General features: G+C 59.4%; 20 protein-coding genes. 7 read left to right on the forward strand and 13 right to left on the reverse strand.

Annotated features, from left to right (window positions below; genetic code table 11):
• Nucleotides 1-16: 16 nt before the first annotated feature.
• Nucleotides 17-1,150 carry a transporter substrate-binding domain-containing protein gene (locus tag OOZ53_RS20495; protein ID WP_271091595.1) on the forward strand — a complete coding sequence of 378 codons (1,134 nt, stop codon included), beginning with the start codon at nt 17-19 and terminating at the stop codon, nt 1,148-1,150.
• 281 nt (nt 1,151-1,431) lie between these two features.
• Complete coding sequence (locus OOZ53_RS20500) at nt 1,432-2,550, forward strand: transporter substrate-binding domain-containing protein (protein ID WP_271091596.1); 1,119 nt, start codon at nt 1,432-1,434, stop codon at nt 2,548-2,550.
• A gap of 62 nt (nt 2,551-2,612) precedes the next feature.
• Here the strand turns inward: OOZ53_RS20500 and thrS are convergent, their stop codons facing one another.
• The 3 genes from thrS to OOZ53_RS20515 all read right to left on the reverse strand — a co-directional run bounded on the left by thrS (nt 2,613) and on the right by OOZ53_RS20515 (nt 5,522).
• Nucleotides 2,613-4,574, reverse strand: a complete 1,962-nt coding sequence (gene thrS / locus OOZ53_RS20505) for a threonine--tRNA ligase (RefSeq protein ID WP_271091597.1) — start codon at nt 4,572-4,574, stop codon at nt 2,613-2,615.
• A 122-nt stretch (nt 4,575-4,696) separates the two neighbouring features.
• On the reverse strand, nt 4,697-5,065 hold the full coding sequence (yidD, locus tag OOZ53_RS20510) for a membrane protein insertion efficiency factor YidD (RefSeq protein ID WP_271091598.1): 369 nt from the start codon (nt 5,063-5,065) through the stop codon (nt 4,697-4,699).
• A 7-nt stretch (nt 5,066-5,072) separates the two neighbouring features.
• A complete protein-coding gene (locus OOZ53_RS20515) occupies nt 5,073-5,522 on the reverse strand; it encodes an iron-sulfur cluster assembly scaffold protein (RefSeq protein ID WP_271091599.1) in 450 nt (149 codons plus the stop codon).
• A 282-nt stretch (nt 5,523-5,804) separates the two neighbouring features.
• Between OOZ53_RS20515 and folE the strand changes: the two genes are divergently transcribed.
• The 3 genes from folE to OOZ53_RS20530 all read left to right on the forward strand — a co-directional run bounded on the left by folE (nt 5,805) and on the right by OOZ53_RS20530 (nt 7,990).
• Nucleotides 5,805-6,446: a GTP cyclohydrolase I FolE gene (folE, locus tag OOZ53_RS20520; RefSeq protein ID WP_425499200.1), complete on the forward strand. Its 642-nt coding sequence runs from the start codon at nt 5,805-5,807 to the stop codon at nt 6,444-6,446.
• Between the two features lie 4 nt (nt 6,447-6,450).
• Nucleotides 6,451-6,915, forward strand: a complete 465-nt coding sequence (hisI, locus tag OOZ53_RS20525) for a phosphoribosyl-AMP cyclohydrolase (RefSeq protein WP_271091600.1) — start codon at nt 6,451-6,453, stop codon at nt 6,913-6,915.
• A 193-nt stretch (nt 6,916-7,108) separates the two neighbouring features.
• Complete coding sequence (locus tag OOZ53_RS20530) at nt 7,109-7,990, forward strand: patatin-like phospholipase family protein (protein WP_425499201.1); 882 nt, start codon at nt 7,109-7,111, stop codon at nt 7,988-7,990.
• A 3-nt stretch (nt 7,991-7,993) separates the two neighbouring features.
• Here the strand turns inward: OOZ53_RS20530 and OOZ53_RS20535 are convergent, their stop codons facing one another.
• The 6 genes from OOZ53_RS20535 to OOZ53_RS20560 all read right to left on the reverse strand — a co-directional run bounded on the left by OOZ53_RS20535 (nt 7,994) and on the right by OOZ53_RS20560 (nt 13,165).
• Complete coding sequence (locus OOZ53_RS20535; RefSeq protein WP_271091601.1) at nt 7,994-8,344, reverse strand: AzlD domain-containing protein; 351 nt, start codon at nt 8,342-8,344, stop codon at nt 7,994-7,996.
• Nucleotides 8,334-9,074, reverse strand: coding sequence for an AzlC family ABC transporter permease (locus tag OOZ53_RS20540; RefSeq protein WP_271091602.1), 741 nt, complete (start codon nt 9,072-9,074; stop codon nt 8,334-8,336). Before OOZ53_RS20540 ends, OOZ53_RS20535 begins: the two co-directional genes overlap by 11 nt.
• A gap of 45 nt (nt 9,075-9,119) precedes the next feature.
• Complete coding sequence (locus tag OOZ53_RS20545; RefSeq protein ID WP_271091603.1) at nt 9,120-9,641, reverse strand: hypothetical protein; 522 nt, start codon at nt 9,639-9,641, stop codon at nt 9,120-9,122.
• Complete coding sequence (gene clpA, locus OOZ53_RS20550; protein WP_271091604.1) at nt 9,641-12,133, reverse strand: ATP-dependent Clp protease ATP-binding subunit ClpA; 2,493 nt, start codon at nt 12,131-12,133, stop codon at nt 9,641-9,643. Before clpA ends, OOZ53_RS20545 begins: the two co-directional genes overlap by 1 nt.
• Nucleotides 12,134-12,143: 10 nt before the next feature.
• The gene (clpS, locus tag OOZ53_RS20555) at nt 12,144-12,491 is read right to left on the reverse strand and encodes an ATP-dependent Clp protease adapter ClpS (RefSeq protein ID WP_271091649.1); all 348 of its coding nucleotides are present in this window, start codon (nt 12,489-12,491) and stop codon (nt 12,144-12,146) included.
• Between the two features lie 320 nt (nt 12,492-12,811).
• Entirely contained in the window at nt 12,812-13,165 is a 354-nt protein-coding gene (locus OOZ53_RS20560; RefSeq protein ID WP_271091605.1) for a phasin family protein, read from the reverse strand.
• A 268-nt stretch (nt 13,166-13,433) separates the two neighbouring features.
• Here OOZ53_RS20560 and OOZ53_RS20565 point away from each other — a divergent pair, with 268 nt between their 5' ends.
• Complete coding sequence (locus tag OOZ53_RS20565) at nt 13,434-14,858, forward strand: D-alanyl-D-alanine carboxypeptidase (RefSeq protein ID WP_271091606.1); 1,425 nt, start codon at nt 13,434-13,436, stop codon at nt 14,856-14,858.
• A 68-nt stretch (nt 14,859-14,926) separates the two neighbouring features.
• On the opposite strand, the gene OOZ53_RS20570 is transcribed toward OOZ53_RS20565, so the two are convergent.
• The 4 genes from OOZ53_RS20570 to OOZ53_RS20585 form a co-directional block, all read right to left on the reverse strand.
• Nucleotides 14,927-15,619 (reverse strand): DnaJ domain-containing protein, encoded by a 693-nt coding sequence (locus OOZ53_RS20570; RefSeq protein ID WP_271091607.1) that lies wholly within the window; start codon nt 15,617-15,619, stop codon nt 14,927-14,929.
• The gene (locus OOZ53_RS20575) at nt 15,620-16,366 is read right to left on the reverse strand and encodes a vWA domain-containing protein (RefSeq protein WP_271091608.1); all 747 of its coding nucleotides are present in this window, start codon (nt 16,364-16,366) and stop codon (nt 15,620-15,622) included. It lies immediately after the preceding gene.
• 114 nt (nt 16,367-16,480) lie between these two features.
• A complete protein-coding gene (locus OOZ53_RS20580; RefSeq protein WP_271091609.1) occupies nt 16,481-16,918 on the reverse strand; it encodes a DUF1489 family protein in 438 nt (145 codons plus the stop codon).
• A gap of 73 nt (nt 16,919-16,991) precedes the next feature.
• A complete protein-coding gene (locus tag OOZ53_RS20585; RefSeq protein ID WP_271091610.1) occupies nt 16,992-18,392 on the reverse strand; it encodes an L-serine ammonia-lyase in 1,401 nt (466 codons plus the stop codon).
• 568 nt (nt 18,393-18,960) lie between these two features.
• On the opposite strand from OOZ53_RS20585, the gene OOZ53_RS20590 reads away from it, so the two are divergent.
• Nucleotides 18,961-19,653: a DUF599 domain-containing protein gene (locus OOZ53_RS20590; RefSeq protein WP_271091611.1), complete on the forward strand. Its 693-nt coding sequence runs from the start codon at nt 18,961-18,963 to the stop codon at nt 19,651-19,653.
• Nucleotides 19,654-19,665: the final 12 nt, after the last annotated feature.

Genomic DNA, 19,665 nt, shown 5'->3' on the forward strand with positions numbered 1-19,665 from the left:
CATTGAGGAGCCTTCAGTGAATAAGATTGCCCGTAGTCTACCTGGAATAGCAGCAGCAATGTTCCTTGCCATCCCGGCGGCAATGAACAACGCGACATCTGCCTCCGCAGCGCCCTCCGCCTGCAACAATACAGTTCAGCAGTATTTCGTCAGTGCCGGCGACACATTGTCGAAAATCGCCGAATCCGCTTTTGGCGATCCACGGCAATGGCCGCGCATATTCGAGTATCCCGGCAATACCGAAGCGATCGGCCGCAATCCCAATGTTCTGAACATCGGCGTCAGGCTGCAGATTCCACCCTGTCCCGGGGCCATCCAGAGCATTCCGCAGGAAGCCGCGCCGGCCAAGACCGCGCGGGTCGGCAGGAACACCGGCAGCACGACGACCACTCTGCCGATCAAGCTTTACGTCGTAACCGGCGATGACTGGCCCCCCTATGTCTCGACCGACTGGCCGAAGGGCGGCATGGCCGTCGTCATCGTCGAGGCGGCTTTCGAGGCGGCCGGCATGAGCGACAATGTCGAGATACACTATGTGAACGACTGGTCCGCGCAGCTCGAAACGCTCACCAAGACGAACCGCTATCAGCTGACCTTTCCCTGGTACTACCCGAAGATGGAATTCTGGCAGTCCTGTGACCGCCTGCCGGAGCCCATGCAGATCCGCTGCGAGTACGATCACTCCAATCCGATCGCCAATGTAACGCTCGCCTTCTTCAAGGAAGCCGGCCGCGCCGATCTTGCGCAGGACACGCTCGAGGGCATCAAATCGAAACGCCTTTGCCGGCCGAAAGGCTATTCGACATTCGAGCTCGTCGAAAACGGCCTGTCCGTCGACAACCTGCACATTGAGCTGTCCCCGACAGATTGTTTCCTGCGGCTCCTGGAAGGGCGCGTCGACTACGTGCTCCTCAACCGGTTCACCGGCCTTGCCGTCGCGGCTGAAATGGGGATCGGCGACAATGTCGAGATGGCGGACATCACCATTGCCAGCCCAATCCATATCCTGGCTTACCGCAACAATCCGATGGATACGGTCCAGTATCTCGATGAGTTCAACAAGGGCCTGCAGACCATCATAGACAACGGTGTTTACGGACAGATCATTTCCTTCTTCAACGACGAGTTCACGCGGCGCCTGACCCAGTAAGGGGATAAGGCCCGCCGCCGCTCGCCGAAAATGCTGCCCGTGAGATCGGGGCAGTTGGCATCGATACCGACCACGGACTGATGCCCGCCAAAATTCGAACAGGATCACGCGCTGCGACGCCGTCAGCGTGCCGGTTCAACGCGTTCTCATGAACCCCCGGGCCGCAATCCGGTGACCATTGCGGCCCGCACGGAAACCCGAACCGTCACCCGCCACAACGCGCTGAGACTACGAGCAAAGAAATCCACCTGAACCGCAAACCCCACGATTAGGAGTATTCAGTGAAAACCCGACTTTCCCTCTCTTCCGGCCTGGCAGTGGCTTTATTTGCCGCGGCCCAGTTCACCGGCACCACTGCGACACCGGCCCAGGCGGCACCCTCGGCCTGCTCGGATTCCGTTCAGGACTATTCCGTCGCGTCCGGAGACACCCTGTCGAAAATCGCGCGGGTATCCCTCGGGGACTCGCTCATGTGGCCGCGTATCTACGAATATCCCGGCAATGCCGACGTCATCGGCAACAATCCGGATCTGCTGCTCATCGGAATGCAGTTGCGCATCCCGCCCTGCCCTGGCTCGGTCGCGAGCCTTCCGAAAACCGCGTCGGTCACGACCGAAGCCAAGTCGGATGCGACAGGCGACGAAACCATGACGATCTATGTTGTCACCGGTGACAACTGGCCGCCATTCACCGATACGAAATGGCCCAATGACGGCATGGCGACGGAAATCATCCGGGCTGCCTTCCAGGCGTCCGATATCGGCGCCAATGTCGAGATCGACATCATCGACGACTGGAACGCGCAGGTCACGAGCCTGGTCAAGAAAGACCGCTACCAGATGACCTTTCCATGGGCGATGCCCAACATGGATTTCTGGCAAAGCTGCGACAAGCTGCCCGAACCCATGCAGATCCGCTGCGAGTACAGCAAGTCCAAGCCTATCGTTAACACCACACAGGTCTTCTTCCAGGAAGTCGGCCGTTCGGACCTCAACGACACGTCACTCGACGACGTCAAGAAGCGCCGGATCTGCCGGCCCAAAGGATATTCGACCTTCGACATGGTTGAAGCCGGATTTTCCATCGAAGGCCTGGTTGTCGGCAGTTCGCCGCAGGACTGTTTCCAGCGCCTGTTGGAGGGCAGCGCGGATTACGTGGCTCTCAACCGCTTTGTCGGTCTGGCTGTGTCCTACGATATGGGCATCAGCGACAGCGTTGAAATGTCCAATTTCTCGGTCCCCGGTACGCTCCATCTCCTCGCTTACGCGACCAATGACGAGTCGAACCGTTACCTCGAGGAATTCAACGTCGGACTCGACCGGATTATCGCCAACGGCGTCTACAGCCAGATCGTTTCCTTCTTCAACGACGAATTCACCCGGCGGCTGGTACAGAAGTAAGCCGGGCAAAAAACAAGGCGGGCCGAGGCCCGCCTTGTTTAACCTTTTTCAGGAACCGTCGCTCAGTCGTTCCGCAGATCAGGCGGTGTCGCTTCATCCGAAAGCGCGACAATGGCATCTTCAAGCGGCATCGACGCCTGATCCCGGCTTCCGAGCCGCCGCATATTGACGCTCCGCTCCTCGGCCTCGCGCTTGCCGCAAACGAGGATTACCGGCACCTTGGCCATGGAGTGCTCGCGCACCTTGTAATTGATCTTCTCGTTGCGAAGATCCGTCTCAACCTTCAGGCCCGCCTTTTTCAGCGCAGCCGCCACTTCCAGCGCATAGGCATCCGCGTCGGATGTGATGGTGGCAACGACGACCTGGACCGGAGCGAACCACAGCGGCATGTTGCCGGCATAGTTCTCTATCAATATGCCCAGGAAGCGCTCCATGGAGCCGCAGATCGCCCGGTGCACCATCACCGGCTGCTTCTTCTCCGAGTCGCTGTCGATGTAGAATGCGCCGAACCGTTCCGGCAGGTTGAAATCCACCTGCGTCGTTCCGCACTGCCATTCGCGGCCAATTGCATCGCGCAGCACATATTCGAACTTGGGTCCGTAGAACGTCCCCTCGCCCTCATTGACGCCGGTCTTGATGCGGCCGCCGGACTCCCGTTCGATCTGCTCAAGGATTTCGCGCAGCACGTTTTCGGCGTGATCCCACATCGCGTCCGTGCCCACGCGCTTTTCGGGCCGTGTCGCCAGCTTGACGGTGATCTCGTCGAAACCGAAATGGCCATAGGTGGACAGGATGAGGTCATTGATGCGCAGGCACTCCGCCCGCAATTGTTCTTCCGTACAGAAGACATGCGCATCGTCCTGTGTGAATGCACGCACACGCATCAGACCATGCAGCGCTCCGGAAGGTTCATAACGGTGAACCGCACCGAATTCTGCCATCTTTACAGGCAGTTCTTTATAACTCTTCAGACCGTTCTTGAATATCAGGATATGTCCCGGACAATTCATCGGCTTGAGCGCGAAGACCCGATCGTCTTCCGTCTGCGTCGTGAACATGTTTTCCCGGTACCAGTCCCAGTGACCGGAAGTTTCCCAAAGCGCCTTGTCGAGCACCTGCGGCCCGTTGACCTCGTCATAGCCATGCTCGTCCAAGCGTCGGCGCATGTAGTTGACGAGATTCTGGAACATCCGCCAGCCCTTGGCATGCCAGAAAACCACACCGGGGCCTTCTTCCTGGAAGTGGAACAGATCCATCTCGCGGCCAAGCCGTCGGTGGTCGCGCTTCTCTGCCTCCTCCAGCATGTGAAGATAGGCGTCGAGCTGCTTCTGGTCGGCCCAGGCGGTGCCGTAGATCCGCGTCAGCATCGGATTGTTGGCATCGCCGCGCCAGTAGGCGCCGGCCACATTCATAAGTTTGAACGCATTGCCGATCTGGCCGGTCGATGCCATATGCGGTCCGCGGCATAGGTCGAACCAATCGCCCTGACGATAGATCTTGACGTCCTCGCCTTCCGGGATCGCATCGACCAGTTCGACCTTGTAGGCTTCGCCCATGTCGGAGAAGACCTTTTTCGCCTGATCGCGCGACCAGACTTCCTTCGTGAACGGCTGGTTGCGGGCAATGATCTCCCGCATCTTCTTTTCGATCTTCGGCAGATCATCCGGCGTGAACGGCTCGTTGCGCGCGAAATCGTAGTAAAAGCCGTTTTCGATAACCGGCCCGATCGTCACCTGCGTGCCAGGATAAAGCTCCTGAACCGCCTGGGCCATCACGTGAGCGGCATCGTGCCGGATCAACTCCAGCGCACGCGGATCCTCGCGGGTGATGATCTGCAGGTCTCCGTCCGTGACGGGGTCCGACAGGTCGCGGATTTCACCGTCGATCGCAACGGCGACAGCCTTCTTGGCCAGCGACTTGGCAATGCTCTCGGCAACGTCACGGCCGGTGCTGCCGGCGTCGTACTGACGCTCTGAACCATCGGGAAATTTAAGGGAAACGGAATCGGCAAGCGTATCTGCCATGGGTCTTTCTCCTATCCAGTCCCGCCAACGAATGCGGGTGGTTAAATCGGCCGGAACATCTGTTCCGGCGCCGGCCTTTTAGCCCGGCCCGATGTGTATTGCAATGCGAAAGCCGCCTGGAATCAGGCTTGTCCGGCACCCTTGCGGAGGAAGTAACGCCAGGGCATGAACCAACGTGCACCCGGCGGCGGAACATCCGGAACCGGGTCGTATCCGTGTGTCCCGCCCGGCCCGCAGCGAATGACTCGGAAGAACGTCATCCAGCCGCCCGCCCACAGCCCGTGCCGCGCGATCGCCTCATAGCCAAATTCCGAGCAGGTCGGCAGATGGCGGCAACTGTTTCCGACAAAACCAGACAGCGTCAGTTGGTAAAGTCGAACCAAGCCCATGCCGAGAAGCCGGCCGGGCGTTTTTCTGAATGGTCCATGATAATTCCGGCCGCGCGCGCCGGATTCGCGAACACGCCGGCCCGATTGACCCTGCGCACACATATTCGACTCAGGCCGCAGCGCCTGCCGCGCGCCGTTCCTCTATCTGGTTGATCGCATCGACGACCGCATCGAAGGTTAGAAGCGTGGACGCATGTCGCGCCTTGTAGTCGCGTACAGGCTCCAGGAATTTCAGATCCGAAAAACGACCTGTCGGCGCAGGGCCGTTTTCCTTCAGCATGGCGATCATCTGATCCCGCACGGTCCGCAGTTCCGCGGTTGAAGCGCCGATGATATTGCTCGCCATGATCGACGAGGATGCCTGGCCGAGGGCGCAGGCTTTGACCTCATGTGCAAAATCGCTGACCTTGTCGCCATCGAGCTTCAGCCACACCTTGACTGTCGAACCGCACAGCTTTGAATGCGCCCGTGCGCTGGCATCGGCGTCTTCGAGTGTGCCAATTCGCGGAATATTGCCCGCAAACTCGAGAATTTTGGCATTGTACACTTCATCGATCATGTGGCGGATTCCCGGTCAAGATTCGTGCCCGTTAACGCCAACCACCTATTTCCGACGCCATAACGTCGTCATTCTGTTGGCTTTTACGCGTCCTATACCCTATTTTGGGAGATGGCGACACCATTGCAAGTGGTCGTTGGCCTGAGATAAGGAAACCGTGCTCTCATTAAGAGCCCCGGAACCTTGCCAAAGTTCCCGTGCCCGGCTAAGTCCGAGTTTCGGCCAGAGGCGGTTGGTCCGAAAAGCTTGGCTGCAAGCGCAGCCGCGGAGATACATGTGACGATGGACGCCGTAATCAAGAGTTTTCCCAATGGCATGGGTGAAGATGCGACCGCGCAGGACCATGCCATTGAAAGGCCGACGGAAGAAGAGGCACGCGCCGCCGTCGACGTGCTGTTGCGCTGGATCGGCGAGGATCCGCAGCGCGAAGGCCTGCGTGACACGCCCAAGCGCGTTGCAAAAGCCTATAAGGAACTGTTTTCCGGGTACGGCCATTCCAGCCAGGAAATTCTCGGACGCACCTTCGAGGAAGTTTCCGGATACGACGAACTGGTGCTGGTGAAGGATATCCCGTTCTTCTCCCACTGCGAACACCACATGGTGCCGATCATCGGAAAGGCCCATGTCGGCTACCTGCCCGACGGCCGTGTCCTGGGACTGTCCAAAATCGCCCGTGTCGTCGATACGTTCGCACGCCGCCTGCAGACGCAGGAAGCCATGACAGCGCAGGTCGCCGGCGCCATCGACACGACGCTCAAGCCGCGCGGTGTCGCTGTCATGATCGAAGCCGAGCACATGTGCATGGTGATGCGCGGTGTGCAAAAACTCGGATCAACGACCCTGACATCGACATTCACGGGTGTCTTCAAGACGGAGCCGCAGGAGCAGGCGCGCTTCATGTCCATGCTGCGCGGCAAAGACTGAACCCATGGCCGATACATCCAATCCTGCATCGCCCTTTCCGCCGGCGCCGAAAGACAAGGCTGCCCTCGAGGAAGGTGATGACCTGACGCCGCGCTTTGACGCCAATGGGCTTGTCACGGCCGTCGTGACCGATGTCGCCGACGGAACGGTACTCATGCTTGCGCATATGAATGCCGAAGCACTGTCAAAGACCCTTTCGACCGGTATCGCCCACTATTACAGCCGCTCGCGCGCATCGCTCTGGAAGAAGGGCGAGAGCTCGGGAAATCTCCAGACCGTGCATGAAATCCGGACCGACTGCGACCAGGACGCCATCTGGATGAAGGTGAGCGTCTCCGGACATGGATCGAGCTGCCATACCGGACACAACAGCTGTTTCTACAGGCGGATCGAAACCGGAAACGGCACTGTGCGCCTCGTTGCGGATGCAGAAGATGTGCCGCGTTTTGACCCCGATAAGGTGTATTGAAGCACGCCGGGCCCGTTCCTGGTGACATCACGTGAAATCAATTGAAGATGACAACAGGTCGCTTCCTGGTGATTGCCATGGCGTGCCAACTTCATCAATCTTAAATAATATGAGCGTTCAATGAACGTTAACGTAAGGTTCGGCGGTCTAACCGGAGGACCTAAAGACCGTCCTGGTTGAGGAGAATGTCGTCGTGCTGCAACAGGCACCGGAAACAACCATTGCACTGGCGCTTGGCGGCGGCGCGGCGCGCGGCTGGTCGCATATCGGTGTGCTTCGCGCACTCGATGAGGCCGGCATCAAGATCGGAATGGTCGCCGGAACGTCCATCGGCGCGCTCGTCGGCGGCTGCTACCTCGCCGGCAAGCTGGACGAGCTGGAAGATTTTGCCCGCAGCCTGACCATGCGCAGGATCGTCGCGCTGCTTGACTTTGCCATTGGCGGCAGCGGCCTGCTCGGCGGCATGCGGTTGAGCAAGCGCATGCGCGAACATCTCCAGGACATCGACATCGAGGACCTTGATCGGCCGTTCACCGCGGTGGCCACCGAAATCTCCACCGGTCACGAAATCTGGATCCACAGCGGCTCTCTGACCACCGCCATCCACGCCTCATACGCCCTGCCGGGCATTTTCGAGCCGGTCGTCTGCAACGGCCGCACGCTTGTCGACGGTGCGCTGGTCAATCCGGTCCCCGTTTCCGTCTGCCGCGCCCAGGAAGAACGGCTCGTCGTGGCGGTCAACCTGCACTACGACCTTTATGGACGCTCGGCTGTCGTCAAGCATGCAGCTTCCGCAACCCAGATCGCGGCCGAGCCGGCCCGCACACGCAAGGAAAAGAGAAAATCCGCGCGCATCGGCATGACCAATGTGATGGTCGAAGCCTACAACATCATTCAGGATCGCATCTCGCGCGCGCGTCTGGCGGGCGACCCGCCGGACATGCTCCTGATGCCCCGCCTGTCCGATATCGGCCTTTCGGAGTTCCATCGCGCTGCCGAGGCCATTGATCGCGGCTACGAAGAAACGAAGTCCAAGATCGAAGATATCAAGCGGATGAGCGAAGTTCTCACCTGACCGCTATTGCAGATAGATGATTCCGGCCACCAGGATCACCTCGGCTGACACAATCCCCGCGAAGATGTTTTTACGGGCACCGAGAAATGCCAGGAAGCCGACAATCACCGCCACGACCCTCAACATCACGGGGGTCGCCTCAAGCGATCCGGCCGGGTAGAGAATAAGCCTTGCAACGACGGCCGCGACAAGCGCGGTTGCCACAGAACGCACCCAGATCAGTGCCACGGAGTCTTCCGAAATGCGGCTGCCGAGCAGCACGCCGAGCCAGCGCCACATATCCGTCGCAAGCCAGCCGGCGATCGCGATATAGATATAGGGCCACAGGAGGTCGAGCGTGCCGTCAGGAGGCATTCTTGCGCTTTCCGCGCGCGGCAACGATCCGCTCCAGCAGGAAGGCCAGTGTGCCGCCCACCACGCCCGCATAAAGAATACCGAGTTCCGCGTCGGCCGTGTGGAACAGCGGCCCGAGCAACAGCCCCGCGATCATTGCGAAATAGACCTCGATGCCGCGCGCCGATGCCCAGATCGACGTGATGAAATAGATCGGCGTCAGGAAGAAGAGCGCACCGCCGATCATGGCGGGCAATTGGCTGATGACGCCGTAAAGCACCGCCACGATCATCAGGTTGGCGCTGGTGATGGCGCAGCCAAAGCCTGCGAAAAAGGCCACCCGCCCCTCCCGCGGCACCAGATGGACGCGCTCCATGGTGAAGACCCAGGCCGTCACGGCGACAAAATGCGATACCACCAGCAGCACCCAGGTTGGCGTATCCTTGGACCTGATTTCCGGGACGAGAGAGGCCACCATGGGCATCAGGCGCATTGAGGAAAGCGCAACCGCAAGAGCCGCCGCCGGCAGCGATGCGCCGGCCACGATCGCCCCGATCAGGACAAACTGACCGGGAAGCGCCCAGACCATGCCGGTCATGAACAGCGCTTCACCGAAAGGAATGCCGGCCTCATAGGCAAAGCCGCAAAATCCGACAAATGCGCTCATCAGAACCAGCGCCGGACCGGACCAAATTCCACGCATGCCCATGAGGAACCAGGGCATTTTCTTGATTTCCGATGGCGTGCTCATGAGGACTTGTTAGAGTCCATCGCGTCGAATGAAAAGCAAAAACCGTTATGACGGAAGCTGCTTTTGAAGACGCCGCGCTCGTGCCGACAGCGCCTTTCGATCTGAGCGCAACGCCTCATCCAGAACTCCACGTGCACGGGCGCTTTCAATGCGCCCGTCCCGTGCCAGGTCGACGATTCCCTGAAGGGAGCAGGCCGCGACGATATTGGAGCGGTTTTGAATATTGGCCGAAAGGATCTCACAAAGCTTGTCTGCCTGCTGATCGGTCAACGGCAGGCAAACCAGGATCTTGGGAAGCTGTTCGCCGATCTCCCACTGCCTCAGTTGTTCCAGACGGTCGAGCAGCGCGTCGGCGAATGGATCGAAGAGCGATGATCGGTCCTGCGCGATCTGCATCAATGCATGGGATGTATGCGCGACGACCGCCGCATCCTCGTCGTCGAGCAAACCGATGAGCGCGCCGAGAAGCTCAGGATCACCCTTGACCAGATCGGCAACGGCACCCGCCGCGCCAGCAACACGGCGATCGCCCTCCTTCAGGCGATCGCGCAAGATTTGTGCTGTCACTATTTCTTCCGCGGAACTTTCGGAACGGTCCCGCCGCGCGGTTTCTGTGGCTCACTCTTGTTCTCTGTCGCTCGGCCATTGGATTTCTTTGTGCCTTCGGCAGCTTGCGAAGCGGCACCGTCATCCTTGGCTTTCGCGGTGGCGGGCTTTCGCTTGGCAGCGGTTTCCTTGCGTGGCTTTGCCGGCGCCTTGTCCGGGATCGCCTCCAGCTTGAGGCCCGGCTTGCCATCTGCATCGGGCGCCACCGTCACCTTCACGGTTCCGCCCTTCTTGAGTTTGCCGAACAGAACCTCGTCGGCGAGCCGCTTCTTGACGTGCTCCTGGATGACCCGCGCAAGCGGCCGCGCGCCCATGCGCTCGTCATAGCCCTTGTCGGCAAGCCATGCCACAGCGTCCTTCGACAGATCGAAAGTAACGCCACGTTCGGCGAGCTGCGCTTCAAGCTGCATGACGAATTTCTGGACAACCTGGTGGATGACCGGCGTCGGCAGCGAACCGAACGGTATGATCGCGTCGAGCCGGTTGCGGAACTCCGGGGAGAACATCCGGTTGATGGCCTCGACGTCGTCGCCCTCGCGTTTCGAGGAACCGAAACCGATTGCCGGCTTGGCGAGATCCGCCGCGCCCGCATTGGTCGTCATGATCAGGATGACATTGCGGAAATCGATCTGCTTGCCGTTGTGGTCCGTCAGCTTGCCGTGGTCCATGACCTGCAAGAGGATATTGAAAAGGTCCGGATGCGCCTTCTCGATCTCGTCGAGCAGCAGCACGCAATGCGGATGCTGATCGACGCCGTCGGTCAGGAGGCCGCCCTGGTCGAATCCGACATATCCGGGCGGTGCGCCGAGCAGCCGCGAAACGGTGTGGCGCTCCATATACTCGGACATGTCGAAACGCAGCAGTTCGACACCAAGGGAGCTTGCGAGCTGACGTGCGACCTCGGTCTTGCCGACACCGGTCGGGCCGGAGAACAGGTAGCTGCCGATCGGCTTGTCCGGTTCGCGCAGTCCGGCGCGTGCCAGCTTGATCGCCGATGCCAGGGCTTCGATCGCGTTGTCCTGACCGTAGACGACGCGGCGCAGTTCCTTGTCGAGATTGGCAAGAACCTGCTTGTCATCCTTCGACACCGATTTCGGCGGAATACGCGCCATCGTCGCGACCGTTTCCTCGATCTCCTTTTCGGTGATCGTCTTGCGGCGCTTGCTTTCCTCGACGAGCATCTGCGACGCGCCGGTCTCATCGATCACATCGATCGCCTTGTCCGGCAGCTTGCGGTCGTTGATATAGCGGGCCGACAGCTCAACGGCGGAGGTAATCGCCTCGTTGCTGTATTTGACCTTGTGGTAGTCCTCGTAATAGGGCTTCAGGCCTTTCAGGATCTCCACGGCGTCGTCGATGGTCGGCTCGTTGATATCGATCTTCTGGAAGCGGCGAACCAGCGCCCTGTCCTTCTCGAAGAACTGCCTGAATTCCTTGTAGGTGGTTGATCCGATACAGCGGATCGTTCCGGATGACAGGGCCGGTTTCAGAAGATTGGAGGCATCCATCGCGCCGCCCGAAGTCGCGCCCGCGCCGATGACCGTATGGATCTCGTCGATGAAGAGCACCGCGCCCTCCATTTCCTCGAGTTCCTTGACCACCTGCTTCAAACGTTCCTCGAAATCACCGCGATAGCGGGTTCCGGCCAGCAGCGCGCCCATGTCGAGCGCATAAATCGTCGCATCGAGCAGCACCTCCGGCACATCGCTATTGATGATGCGCCGCGCCAGCCCTTCCGCGATTGCCGTCTTGCCGACGCCGGGATCGCCGACATAAAGCGGGTTGTTCTTCGAACGCCGGCACAGAACCTGTATCGTCCGGTTTACCTCGTCGGTACGCCCGATCAGCGGATCGACCTTACCGTCGGCGGCCTTCTGGTTGAGATTGACGCAATAGGCGCTCAGCGCGTCCTGGTTCTTGGGCTTGCCGCCATCCTCACTCTCGCTCGGCGCCGACGGGCTGTCCGAATCGGACTCTTCGGCTCCGCGCACCGGCCTGCTTTCCGAAACGCCGGGCCGTTTGGCGATGCCGTGCGAAATGAAATTGACCGCATCGTAACGGGTCATTTCCTGCTCCTGCAGGAAATAGGCGGCATGGCTCTCGCGCTCGGCGAAGATAGCCACCAGAACATTGGCGCCCGTCACCTCGTCACGGCCGGAGGATTGAACGTGTATGACCGCGCGCTGAATGACGCGCTGGAAGCCGGAAGTCGGCTTGGAGTCCTCGTCATAGCCGGTGACGAGATTGTGCAGTTCATTGTCGATATATTCGGTTACTGTCGAACGAAGCGCGTCGAGATCAACGCCGCACGCGCGCATCACCGCCGCCGCATCGGAATCGTCCATCAGCGCCAGCAGCAAATGCTCCAGCGTCGCATATTCGTGATGGCGGTCATTGGCAAAGGTCAGTGCCTGATGCAGCGCTTTTTCGAGGCTGTTGGAGAATGTCGGCACGGCTATATCCTCATTTCTTTTCCATCACGCATTGCAGCGGGTGCTGGTTCTGACGCGAGAAGTCCATCACCTGTGTGACTTTGGTTTCCGCGACCTCATAAGTAAAGACTCCGCACTCGCCCACACCGTGATTGTGAACATGCAGCATTATTCGCGTGGCAGCCTCCCGGTCCTTCTGGAAGAATCGCTCCAGCACATGGACGACAAATTCCATCGGGGTGTAATCGTCATTCAGAAGCAGCACACGGTACAGACTCGGTTTCTTCAGCTTCTTTTGCGTGCGCGTAATAACCGAGATACCGTTTCCGGCTCCATTGCCGTCGGCATCACCGCCATTGTCGTCTTCATCGCCGCTCATCGTTGCCCATAAAGGCTTCAATGCCATTATTCCCCTGTCCTGACTCACCCTTGTTTCGCGCTGATCTTGATACAGTCACGATCCGTTTTCCAGTCTACTCTAATCTATACCGAATTTGTGCAATTTTAAGCCCCGGACGGCGGCTCGCTTTGGCAGGCTGTCACTCTATTACATAGGCATGAAATTCCGTCAGCCCAGAGGCACCCGGGTCAAAATTTGATGATGTCTGCAAAACGCCTCATGCACGGCACAAAAAACCCGGCTGCCGAAGGCCGCCGGGTCGGATCGTCCCGCAACTGGCTGAAACCAGTCGATTAAAGTCAGGAACCCTTCTTGGCAGCCGGAGCCGGTGCCGGAGCAGCGACAGCAGCTTCGTACGGCTTGTAAGCATTGCGCGCCGCATCGGCGTAGATTTCGCTCATCTTCGTTGCCTGGGCAACAAAGCCTTCATAGCTGTTCTTGGCATATTCGCTCTGAATCTCGAATGCCTTTTCAAGCGTCTTGGCGCCGAAGAGCTGCTCGATCACGGCAGCATTTTCCTCGTAGGACTTCTTGGAATAGTCGGACGCTTCCGTCGTCAGCGTCTGCATGCCCTGAGCCATGGCAGAATAGCTTTTGAGCATGTTTTCCATGGCGTCCTTGCCGTACTTGCTCGCATCATCAAAGGAGAACATCTGGATATCCTATTGTTCGGTGGGGTCTGAACGCATTCGCGAAACGGGGCACTGCCCCGATATACGCCCGGATAATATGTGCACTGCAGCAGAAAGTCAATCGAATCTTGTGCATTGCAGCAATACTAAAATCCGCCGGCAGCACCGGCGCCGGCTGAAAGATTTCAGCAACCATAAACGGATTGGTAACGCAGTCTGCCTACACTTCTCCGAAATTCGGGGTCAGGTGATCCCTCATTCGTGCTTGCGTAATTGATGGGACTGTAACGTGTACAGAGCTTCCTTCGGCAGCTTCGGCTCCGTCCAGACAAAAAACAGCCTGGCAAAAACAATAAGACTGCTTGCGGCGGCATTGCTTGTTATCGTGGCAGGCGCGAGCGGCGCCGCGGCCAATCCCAAATATGCCGGTTTCGTCATCGATGCCAAGACAGGCAAGACGCTCTACGCATCGAATGCCAATTCGCTTCGCTATCCCGCTTCGCTGACCAAGATGATGACGCTCTACATGGTGTTCGAGGCCCTCGACAGCGGACGTATTTCGAAGAAAACGCGCATTCGGGTTTCAAAGAACGCCGCAGCCGAACCGCCGTCCAAGCTGGGCCTGAAGCCTGGCCAGACCATTTCGGTTGAACAGGCCATCTACGCTCTGGTCACGAAGTCCGCGAATGACGCATCAACTGCCGTCGCGGAACATCTCGGCGGCTCGGAGAGCGGTTTTGCCAGGCAGATGACAACCAAGGCCAGGGCTTTGGGCATGAAGAGGACGACATTCAGGAACGCCCACGGCCTGCCCAACTCCGGCCAGAAAACCACCGCACGCGACATGGCGCGGCTCGGCCTCGCCCTGCGGGAGCATTTTCCGCATCACTATCATTATTTCTCGACCCGTTCTTTCAAATACGGCAAGACCCGCTTCGGCAACCACAACCGGCTGCTCGGCACCGTGTCAGGGGTCGACGGCATCAAGACCGGCTATACGCGCGCGTCCGGCTTCAACCTTGTCAGCTCCGTGCGCAAGGATGGTCGCAGCATTGTCGCCGTCGTGATGGGCGGCAAGAGCGGCGCCAGCCGCAACAAGCATATGACGGACCTGATTTCGCGTTACCTCAAAAAGGCATCGCGCAAGGGTGGCGGCAATCTCATTGCAAAAGGGCCGGCGACGACCCGCATCGTGCTTCCCAAGAAGGGTCCTGTTCCGAAGTTCCGCGATGTGACGGAAGTCCGGGTTGCGATGGCCTATGCCAAGCCGCAGAAGACATCCAGCTTCCCCATTCCCCTCGACAAGCCTGTGGTCGGCAAGGATGCCTTGATCGCAAGCCTGAACAAGCAACGTTCCGTTGTGGCGCCCGTGCCGCGTCCAAAGGAACCGGTCGGCGCGCAGGCAGATATCGCGCAGACATCGTCTTCCACCGTTGATGCGGTAACCACATCCAGCACGGGTCAGCCTTCCGGCTGGGTCGTACAGATCGGGGCAACACCGACGCGGCAGGCCGCCGAGCAACTGCTCGCGGAAGCCAAGGCCAAAACCGGCGGCATGATCAACAGCGCACAGCCCTTCACGATCGTGACGCATCGTGACGGCGAACAGCTTCACCGTGCCCGGTTTGCCGGCTTTGATGGCAAGTCCCATGCATGGAAAGCCTGTAAGGCACTCAAGAAAAAGGGCTATGGCTGCTGGGCTACACAGCAGTAACCGAGTTGGTAAAGATGCGACGGCCAGTCCCGGCGCATCCTCGAATTGTATTGAGTATTGAGGACTGACTAATGTCGACGCAACAGCACATCTTTGGCCTCGTTAATACGGGCCGCCAGAAAAACCGAACCACCGGTATCGGGATGAACGCGCTTCATCAGGCGGCGATGCGCCTCGCGGATCTGCGCCTCGGAGGCACCAGCCGCAAGACCAAGGATCTCGTAAGCCTCCTCCTCAGTCATGGAGCCAGAAGCTGGCGCGGCGCCCAACCCGTCGTCCGGGTCCGCCTCAAAGCCGTCACGCCAAGCGGGAGCACGGCGGTCAAGATACGCCTCTAGGACCTGCACACTCTCCGGATCGCCCCGCAATTCGGTGTGCAGAAGCATGAGGTCGCTTTCGCTGAGCGCATCGAGTTCGCGCCCTTCGAACTGACCTGCCAGCACAAGCCCGTTCATCGCTCCACTGTCCAGATCGAGTTCCATCTCAAGCGCTGCGGTTCGCACCCGCGATGTCTGACGGGCACTGCGTGTGGCGCGTGACCTTGCACGCGCCCTGCCAAAAAGGGCAGCCGCAAGTCCGAACAGACCCAGCGAAATGCCGGTGCGTCCAAGCAGGATGAACGCGACACCCAGTATCGTCAGAAGGACCGGGATGAAATAGCGCAGCACAACGGCAAGCCGTCGTGGATTCATGTGCACGAACAGCGCCGCTGATCCGGCCAGCAGCAATGCCGCCAGAACGATATAGAACAGGATAAACACCTATTTGCCGCCCTTCCCTCCGGAAAGCTGTTCCAGCAGCAGGCGCGACTCACGGCTTTTATCCTGCTGCAAGGCGGTCATTCCTCCCGAGGCATAGACAGCGACGGCTTTGAGAAGATTGAGGAGCGCGCCGGCCGCATTGCCATCGAATCGCAGATATGCACCGCCCGAAAGGCGCGCGATCTCGCGAAATGCCGTCTGCGCGGCAGCATCGCCGCCTTCCTGGAACATGAAACACGGCACCTTGCGCATACCCAGTTCACCGGCCAGCTGGCACAGCTTGTCGATATTCTCCTCCATGGCGTCACCGATGAACACAAGCGCGCTGACCGGCTTGCGGACTGTTTCGTCACGCGCATGCTTCAGGACCTTGGCGATCTGCGTATGACCGCCGCGACAGTCGATCCGCACCATGAGGTCGCGAAGCTGGGTGGTGTCTGCGACCCATTTGGAGGCCCTGCACTCGCCAAAGCCGCGAAAATAGACCAGTTGAACGTTGAGACCGCCTGCCCGACCCACGGCATTGAACATTTCGCCCTGCAGCATGCACGCCGCGTCCCAGGTCGGCTGCCGGCTCATTGTGGCATCAAGCGCGAAGATCAACCGCCCGCCGCCGCCATCGACGGGTTTGGCGATGGTGCGTGCAGCATTCAGGAAATCGGCGATGTCCGTTTTTGACGATTGCGCATCGCCACCCGGCACGACCGGTTTCGAACCGCCCTTGTCCGTAATGTCGCGACCTGGCATCGCGTGACTCCCTGAAAACAGTATCGCTGTGCGCCGCGATACATCGGCTTACACAAATCTAGAGCGAGATGTGTTCAAATTGAAGCACTTGGAGACGAAAAGCTGCCGGGACCGCTAAAGCAGACCGAGATCGGCAAGTTCGCGCCGAAGCTCCGGTGGTAGTGCCAAAATCCCCGAATCGCCGGCGGTAAGGTCGGCAGGCGCGTCCTTCACGCTCAGATAGCGCCAGCCCTGAAACGCCCGTCGCGGCTGCCAGACGGTCGGGATAAGACGGGGTTCGAGCACGATGCGGCAGCGCGAGATTCCGGCCGGATCGGTGAACGGCCGGATTTCCTGAATATACTGACGTACCTGGATATTGCCCTTTATGACCCAGTAAAGGGATCCGCCATCCAGCAGTTCGTCGGCCCGCTTGGGAACCATGCGGGTCGTATGAAACTGGATAACCTCGACACCGCGGCTCTTCTTGTCGGCAAGGCCGAAATCGATCGAGGCCTGCAGGTCCTCGACACTGTCGACGCCGACACACAGTTTCACGAGATTAAGGATCATGCCTCTGAGGTATAGGTCTGACGCCGCGCGTCAAGCCCGGGACGACGATGTCCACAAATCCGGGTGCTTGCCGTCAGCACTCCACGACATTGACCGCAAGCCCGCCTTCGCTCGTTTCCTTGTAGCGCTCGTTCATGTCGAGGCCGGTCTGGCGCATGGTCTCGACGCAGGCATCGAGCGGCACGAAATGCTGTCCGTCGCCCTTCAGCGCCAGGGATGCGGCGGTCACCGCCTTGACGGCGCCAAGCGCGTTGCGCTCGATGCATGGCACCTGGACGAGCCCGGCGACGGGATCGCAAGTCATGCCGAGGTGATGCTCCAGCGCGATCTCCGCAGCATTCTCGATCTGCTCCGGCGACCCGCCCATCACGGCCGCAAGCCCCGCCGCCGCCATCGCCGAGGCCGAACCGACCTCGCCCTGGCAACCGACCTCGGCCCCGGAAATGGACGCATTGTGCTTGATGATGCCGCCGATGGCGGCCGCCGTCAGCAGGAAATCGCGGATGCCCGCGGCGTCGGCACCGTCATGGAACTGCGTGAAATACTGGACCGTCGCAGGAATCACGCCCGCCGCGCCATTCGTCGGAGCCGTGACGATCCGGCCTCCGGCCGCGTTTTCCTCATTGACGGCCATGGCATAGACGCTGAGCCAGTCATTGGCCAGCAACGGATTGGCCTTGTTCTGCTTCCACTCGTCCTGCAGCTTGTGGTGGATGTCCCTCGCGCGCCGGCGAACATTGAGGCCGCCTGGCATGACGCCATCCTGCTGCAGGCCCCGCTCTATGCAGCCATGCATCGCCGACCAGATCGCGTCGAGCCTCTGATCAAGGTCGGCGCGCTTCATGTGGGTTTCCTCATTTGCGCGCTTCATCTCGGCGATGGAGAGGCCCGACTCCTTGGCCATGACCAGCATTTCGGCGGCGTTATGAAAAGGGTATGGAACGCCGGCTTCGACCGGCGTCTCCGCCGCGCCCTTCATCGCTTCCAGTTCCAGCTCGGTCACCACGAAACCGCCGCCGATGGAGTAATAGATACGCCGCAACAACAGACGGTCATCCGCATCATAGGCGCTGAATGTCATGCCGTTGGCATGCCCGGGAAGCGGGTTCTTGCGGTCGAAGATCAGATCCGTTTCAGGGTCGAATTCATAGGCCGGATGACCGGCCGGGGTAACTTTCCGCTCGGCCTCGACACCGGCGATAATGCCGTCCATCGCATCCGGATCGACCGTATCGGGTTCATGTCCCATCAGGCCAAGAATAACCGCACGGCCGGTACCATGCCCGATCCCGGTAAAGGCAAGCGAGCCATGCAGGCTGACCTCCAGCCGGCTCACGCTGTAACCGGCCGGCCGCGGCCAGTCGCCATTCAGTATGTCATCAAGGAACCGCGCGGCCGCAACCATCGGCCCCATCGTATGGGAACTCGACGGGCCGATACCGATCTTGAAGACGTCGAAAACGGAAAGGAACATGCTCTGCGCATCCACTTGTCGCCACGAGGTTTCACTACTTTACGTGCACAATCGCCGCCCGTGCACCTGCACGCCGACATCCAGTTGATTGCGCGCGACACGGCGCGGATATCTATACAAACAAAAACAGCGCGGGAGGACCCCACGCTGTTTTCAAAACCTTGGTGTGTAATTCCGGCTTAGATGCCACCAAAAAGGTAGATCAACGCCAGCAAGCCCACAAACCCTATCACTGCGCGGGCGGTAATGCCCCAGCAGGACTTTTGGACTGTATCTTCCATGTTGGCTCCGAGTGATGCCTCATCAGATCCACCGGCCTTGTTTTCTGCCGTGTGGTGGAGAGGTCTTCTAGAGGAACCTATTTGCCTTCGCAACTGCAAAAATGGCGGCTTGGTGGCAGATTTTCTGCAATTGATTCAGACTTTGTTAAACATATCAGCCATTTCAACCGCTTACGAAAAAGGCACCGGTGTCGTTTTTTGTGCACTTTGTGGCGAAAACTACAGTCGCGGCCAGGAATTCCTGCCGTACACTTTGTCAATTCGACGACTCATGACACATCTTCAGCATGAGCGAACTCGATATCATTGCCGTTCTGATCTGCTTCCTGGCCTGGGCCGTCTTTTCCTGGGCGACGGACCGAGAGCACGGATTTCTTCCGGTCAGCCTGACCCAGGTCATGAACATTCATCGCGCAGCCTGGCTGGAAAACAGCCTGCGCCGCGATCTGCGGATGATCGACACCAGCATCATGGCCGGCCTTCAGCAGGGCACGGGTTTCTTCGCTTCGACGGCGCTGCTGGCGATCGGCGGCTGCTTTGCCTTGCTTGGCGCGACCGACCAGGTACTCGGGGTTCTGTCCGACATCCCGCTCGGCGTTCCGGCGGATCGTCAGGCATTCGAGCTCAAAGTGGCCGGGCTGATCGTTATCTTCTGCTACTCCTTCTTCAAATTCGGATGGTCCTACCGCCTGTTCAACTATTGCCAGATCCTTGTCGGGGCCATCCCCATGGTTGAGGATGTCGAGGCCGACCGGCAGCACGCCGATCACTGCGTAAAGCGCGCGGCCGCCATCAACATTCTTGCAGGCAAACATTTCAACGCCGGTTTCCGCGCGATCTTCATTTCACTCGGATATATCGGCTGGTTCATCGGCCCGGTCGTGTTCCTGTTCACTACATTGCTGGTCATGCTTGTGCTCATCCGGCGGCAATATTTCTCGGCGGCTCGCAAGGCCCTGATGTCCGGCGTTGACATCTAGCCCAGCGGCCTT

It is taken from the genome of Allohoeflea poritis (assembly GCF_027889715.1).
In the GTDB taxonomy this organism is placed as follows: Bacteria; Pseudomonadota; Alphaproteobacteria; order Rhizobiales; family Rhizobiaceae; genus Hoeflea_A; species Hoeflea_A poritis.

Bases quoted from the DNA above. Each gene is read 5' to 3' on its own strand.
- thrS (WP_271091597.1), bottom strand. From the start codon at position 4,574: ATGGCAGATACGCTTGCCGATTCCGTTTCCCTTAAATTTCCCGATGGT.
- yidD (WP_271091598.1), bottom strand. From the start codon at position 5,065: ATGTGTGCGCAGGGTCAATCGGGCCGGCGTGTTCGCGAATCCGGCGCG.
- OOZ53_RS20515 (WP_271091599.1), bottom strand. From the start codon at position 5,522: ATGATCGATGAAGTGTACAATGCCAAAATTCTCGAGTTTGCGGGCAAT.
- folE (WP_425499200.1), top strand. From the start codon at position 5,805: ATGGACGCCGTAATCAAGAGTTTTCCCAATGGCATGGGTGAAGATGCG.
- hisI (WP_271091600.1), top strand. From the start codon at position 6,451: ATGGCCGATACATCCAATCCTGCATCGCCCTTTCCGCCGGCGCCGAAA.
- OOZ53_RS20535 (WP_271091601.1), bottom strand. From the start codon at position 8,344: ATGCCTCCTGACGGCACGCTCGACCTCCTGTGGCCCTATATCTATATC.
- OOZ53_RS20540 (WP_271091602.1), bottom strand. From the start codon at position 9,074: ATGAGCACGCCATCGGAAATCAAGAAAATGCCCTGGTTCCTCATGGGC.
- clpS (WP_271091649.1), bottom strand. From the start codon at position 12,491: ATGAGCGGCGATGAAGACGACAATGGCGGTGATGCCGACGGCAATGGA.
- OOZ53_RS20560 (WP_271091605.1), bottom strand. From the start codon at position 13,165: ATGTTCTCCTTTGATGATGCGAGCAAGTACGGCAAGGACGCCATGGAA.
- OOZ53_RS20575 (WP_271091608.1), bottom strand. From the start codon at position 16,366: ATGCCAGGTCGCGACATTACGGACAAGGGCGGTTCGAAACCGGTCGTG.
- OOZ53_RS20580 (WP_271091609.1), bottom strand. From the start codon at position 16,918: ATGATCCTTAATCTCGTGAAACTGTGTGTCGGCGTCGACAGTGTCGAG.
- OOZ53_RS20585 (WP_271091610.1), bottom strand. From the start codon at position 18,392: ATGTTCCTTTCCGTTTTCGACGTCTTCAAGATCGGTATCGGCCCGTCG.
- OOZ53_RS20590 (WP_271091611.1), top strand. From the start codon at position 18,961: ATGAGCGAACTCGATATCATTGCCGTTCTGATCTGCTTCCTGGCCTGG.